Genomic DNA, 5,119 nt, shown 5'->3' on the forward strand with positions numbered 1-5,119 from the left:
GTGCGAAAAGCCGATGACCATGACCGTTGAAGAGGGTGAAGAGATTGTGCGCGTGGCCGAAGCCTCGGGCAGGATCTGCGCGGTGAACTACTGTTACTCTGCCTATCCGATGGTGCGTCAGGCCCGCGCGATGGTGCGCGCAGGCGAAATCGGCAAGGTGCGTCTGGTGGTGACCAATTTCAGCCACGGTCATCATGGCGACGCCACAGATGCGGATAACCCGCGCGTACGCTGGCGCTATGACCCTGCGATGGCCGGGGTGTCGGGGCAGTTTGCCGATTGCGGTATCCATGCGTTGCACATGGCCAGTTTCATCTGTGACGATCAGGTGAAAACCCTGTCTGCCGACATGGCCTCAACCATCGCCAGCCGTGAGTTGGAAGATGATGCAATGATCAATTTCCGGATGGAGGGCGGCACAGTTGGACGCCTGTGGACATCTTCGGTGGCGATCGGGCGGCAGCATGGTTTTGACATTCAGGTCTTTGGCGAAACCGGTGGGCTGCGCTGGGCATCCGAACAGCCCAACCAGTTGATCTATACTCCGGTCGGCGGGCGTACTCAGATCATCGAAAAGGGTGAGGGCGGTTTGCACGACGAGGTGCAACGCCTGTCTCGGGTCGCTATCGCGCACCCCGAAGGGTTCCCGCTGGCGGTCGCCAACATCTATTGCGATCTGGCGGACGCGATCCGCGGTGAAAGACGCGACGGTCTGCCCGGTGCGGCAGATGGCCTGCGGTCCATTGCAGCCGTTCACGCGGCTGTTGCGTCGGGCAAGGCCGATGGCGCGTGGCGGGATGCGCGGCCGCCGATGTTTCGCTGATCAGGGGCGGGGCCGCAATGTGCCCCGTTCGATCACGCGGCAGGGGAAAATGCGGGCCTCGGGATAGCGCTGAGGCTCTTTCAGCATCTCGACAACCAGATCGACGGATGAGGTGATGATCTGCTTGATCGGCTGGTGGATCGTTGTCAGGTTAACGCTTTCCCAGCGCGACATTTCCATGTCGTTCAGTCCGATAATTCCAATGTCCTGACCGGGTTTCAGCCCATGATCAGCCAGTGCGGACAATGCGCCTACAGACAGGATGTCATCGCCGCAGAAATACGCCTCGGACGGGGTGTTGGCCAACAGGCGCAACATTTCGGCGCGGCCTGCCTCGAAGGAATAAGCCCCCGCGAAACAATGGCTTACTTCGATATCGGGATGATCTGCCAGTTCTTCCATGAACCCGCGATACCGGTCGAGTGCCGAGGTTGCATCTTTGGGCCCGCCCAGATAGCCGACACGCCTGTATCCGCGCGCCAAAAGCTCTCGCGCGGCCATGCGCCCGCATTCGACGTTGTCGATTCCCACCACATGCACTTCGGGCGAGGTGGCCGAGCGACCGAACGTGTGCACCACCGGTACGCCCGCATCGTGAAACGCCTTGGCAAAGCTGGGCGGCAGCGTCGAAGAGGCAACGATGGCCGCGTCAACCGAATACTGGCGCAGCATGCGGACCGAGTTTGCGGGCTCGGTCTCGTCCGTCAGGTTCACGATCAAAGGGCGTAGCCCGCGTTCCTGCAAGGCGCGGGTAAACTGATCGAACACCTCAAGAAAAATCGGGTTGTGAAAGTTGTTCGAAATCAACCCGATCAGTTTGGTGCGCCCGGTGGTCAGAGAAGAGGCGAGGGCGTTGGGACTGTAGCCAAGCTCTCGCGCGGCCTTTTCGACCTTGCTGCGTGTTTTTGCAGAGACCGAGGCACCTTCGGTAAAGGTGCGCGACACGGCAGATCGCGATACACCAGCCAAAGCGGCGACGTCTTTCAGGGTCACGCTCACGCAGTGCGGCTCCGGTCGTTGATGGTCAGAGATATCAAGGTGTTTTGCATCAGAGATTCATTATGCACCATCGCTACAAACTTGCAACCGGTTGCAATCGGCAACTGGCGGCGAAAGCCACGTGTGGTCGTTCGGTATTGTGAAAGGATGGTGGGTGATGAGAGACTCGAACTCCCGACATCTTCGGTGTAAACGAAGCGCTCTATCCCAATCCGCACGTGCAACAAGCTGCTGTATTTTACTGCCACCGCCAACATCCCATTACAAAGATATCTCGTGTTGCCAGTAGCTTGACGCTTTCACAATCGACATCAAAGTGCAAGCGGTTAGATGCCCTCTACACCGACCGATAGTTCGTAGTCCAGCGGAACCTGCAGCGTATGTGCAGCGGTAGCGCAGCGGTAATCACCTGACCCATAGGGGTACGCCCCGCCCTTTGCTAGGTTATCCCGCTTCCAAAGAGGTTGCAGGTTGCTGTAGTGGCAAAGTTCGATGAGGTGCTCCAAAGACCGGGCTGCCGAGAGTGGGATAATGTGGTCCACTTCCCATTGACCATACCGATCCCATGTCATGTCGTCTGAGAACCGGGCCTCAATGTGCTGTTTCAAGTCCTCCTGAGAGCAGCCAACCGAATTAGACGGGCTCCCCCACCCCATCAGCACTTGTCCCGACCGGTTTAGTACCGACCTGTACATCCGGTAAGATGGGTCGACTGCTCGACACCTCCGATCTCGTTGAGCCGTTTGCTCTGCATTGCACTGAACGCATTGGCGATTGCTGATGTACCGCTCGGCAATGTGCCCATACTTGCACGGACGACCCGTCCAGAAACGCGAAAGGCCGCGCAGTGCGGCCTCTTCACGAGTTGGGAACGTCTGTTCCCCAGCTATGTCAAACGGCATTATGCTGCTGCCACCACCTGACGACCCTCCAGCCGGGCAAGCAACTCTTTCTGCCTCTGCCTGCTGGCACAAACCTGTCCACTATTAACCTCACCCGATAGCAGCCAGTTCAGCAGTAGGTTCCGCATTCTCTGTGATGGCATGTAGAGCGTTACCCGACGCCTTGGCGTGTAGGCGCGTCCCGTTCCGTTCAGGCCACCGACACGTATTGCGGATCGGAACCGTTAGCGCGTTAGCAACACCTTCTCGCCATGCTGCCTCATTTACTGCATCCAGACGCTCCACCTCCATTGTGAAGCATTCGGGGTGGTCTTTCCGCAGTTTTTGCAGGTACTGCAGCAGCACCGATCCTTCCGAAAGGTACGTGTAAATCGCCACGGATTTGGGCTTGAGCAAGAGTTCTTTGGGAATGGCGAGGACGAACAGCTTCTCGCTTATGCGATACAGTGCGCCCGACTTGGCCTTGTCATAGAGGGATCGGTCAAATGTCTTGTTCCCTATGCGGTAAAGCTCGTCCCACATTTCCGTTGGAACAATACGTCCGTCAGGCTCCTCTTTTGCCATGCCAAGGCCGAGGTAAGCTGTGTCAAAGTCAACCTTTCGGACAGTCTGGTCCACCTCAAAGGGGTTTACGACCTCGTCGATGATGAGGTTGTATCCATCAAGTAGGTGTTCGACTTCGATGGTCGGTTTGCCATCGCTGGCAAACTCAGTACATCTCACAACGCCCGTACTCTGGGTTGCTAAAGTTCCAAGTCGATAGAAAAGTGCGTGAGTACAAGCGATTGACTTACCTGTTCGGATCAACTTCTCGCAGTGATCGCTTTTGCTGCCGCCATTGCAAATGGGCTGTGTGAGGATGAAATCGGAACCTGTTCGGGCGCCTTTGATGAACCGTTCCACCTCACTTAGGTAAGGGACAACGGCGATATACTTCTCCGACTTTTTGAAGCTGCGGTTGATTTCTGTGGATTTGCCATAGCCACAGGGTTTGTCGACAATAGTGATATGGGGCATGTAAGCCTCCTGTGTTTGGTCCATTGGACCATTTTGGGGAATGCGCTCTGGTGGATGCCGAGCAAATGGAATTGCCCCATTGGGGCGACTGGGAAAAATCCCGGTGAACACGCAATGGTTGAACTAGAGGGATCAATAGCCCTCTTTTCAGTACCTTTGCTTACAGGCCGGCGTGATTTTGTGTTTGTTTACTTACACTTATTGACGACTTACTCCACTCGCATTGGAGTGAACGAAGTCCAATCCCGTAAAAGCAACTTGATCAACACTGACCAAGCGAAACCTGTATGCTCAAGTGAGGGAGGGGTTTTGCTCAAATAAGGGAGTGGTAACGCCTGTTAGTTCACCAGACTGAGGGCTAACGTCATTGCCAATTCTTGAGGATTGTATTGCCCGCCACCGGACAGCCAAAATGCACAAGGGACATTTGTCGTCGCTGGATGCGGGTGAGGGTGGCCCCCGCTAACGCACTGGGGAGAGTTTGACCACCCTACATTGTATCTAGTCGATTTAAGCAAGTTCTACGGCTGCCAGCTTTGCCACGATGTCATCAGTCTGCAGGTGGGTATAACGCATCAACATCCGCAAATCCCGATGCCCGCTGATCATTTGGACCTGTGCCAGTGATAACCCACTTTCCACAAAGCGGGACACCGCTTCGTGCCGAATGTCATGAAATGTCAGGTCCATTACGCCCGCGCGTCGCCTGAGACGTTCAAAGGCTAGTCGCACAGAGTTACCAGACAGAGGCAAACACCGGTCGTCATCGCGTGGCAGGTTTGTCAATACGGCAACGGCATTTGGGCTGAGTGGCACTGTACGAGCGCGGCCATTTTTTGTTTGGGGCAAAAATGCCGTCCGACGCTCAAGGTCTACATGCTTCCATTGCATTGACAGCAATTCCCCTCGACGCATCCCGGTAGCTAGTGCCAGCGTTAGCAGCGGTTTCATCAGCGGAGACCGAGCTTGGTTCACGGCACCCAACAACGCGTGCCATTCTCCTTTCTGCAATCGTCTCTCTCGGCGGTTATCAATCTTTGGTCGTCGGACAGGCTTGATGGGGTTTCCATGTGGCAGGTTCTGCCCCCAATCCTCACAGGCGACATCAAGGGAGTGTTGCAACCATCCCAGTTCCCTCACCACAGTCGCCGCCTTCATAGATTTAATGCGCTGGTCACGATATTGGACAAAGTCAGCGGATCGTAGCTTGTTGACTTTCCTGTTGGCTAGCTTGGAGCATTTTCGCAGAAATCCGTTGATTGCGTAACTTTCATTGTCCGCGCACCGTTTCTCGCTCGTGACGTCATCTCGATACTTTCGCAGCACTTCACCAAGTGTCATCTCGGATGCGCCCACACTGAGGGCTGGGGTTAGCAAT

General features: G+C 55.8%; 5 protein-coding genes. 1 reads left to right on the forward strand and 4 read right to left on the reverse strand.

All coding sequences use genetic code 11. The features are described from left to right. Window positions 1-823: Gfo/Idh/MocA family protein (locus AC2FND_RS19410; protein ID WP_496771359.1), on the forward strand; the 823-nt coding region annotated here is incomplete at its 5' end. Here the strand turns inward: AC2FND_RS19410 and AC2FND_RS19415 are convergent. The 4 genes from AC2FND_RS19415 to AC2FND_RS19430 all read right to left on the reverse strand — a co-directional run. Next, window positions 824-1,822, reverse strand: a complete 999-nt coding sequence (locus AC2FND_RS19415) for a LacI family DNA-binding transcriptional regulator (RefSeq protein ID WP_496771360.1) — start codon at window positions 1,820-1,822, stop codon at window positions 824-826. Between the two features lie 326 nt (window positions 1,823-2,148). Then, the gene (locus AC2FND_RS19420) at window positions 2,149-2,430 is read right to left on the reverse strand and encodes an HNH endonuclease family protein (protein ID WP_496771361.1); all 282 of its coding nucleotides are present in this window, start codon (window positions 2,428-2,430) and stop codon (window positions 2,149-2,151) included. Window positions 2,431-2,814: 384 nt separating this feature from the next. Continuing rightward, window positions 2,815-3,741 (reverse strand): hypothetical protein, encoded by a 927-nt coding sequence (locus tag AC2FND_RS19425; RefSeq protein WP_496771362.1) that lies wholly within the window; start codon window positions 3,739-3,741, stop codon window positions 2,815-2,817. Window positions 3,742-4,251: 510 nt separating this feature from the next. Next, on the reverse strand, window positions 4,252-5,119 hold an 868-nt coding region (locus AC2FND_RS19430), incomplete at its 5' end, for a tyrosine-type recombinase/integrase (protein WP_496771363.1).

It is taken from the genome of Ruegeria sp. BHSB056 (assembly GCF_059613305.1).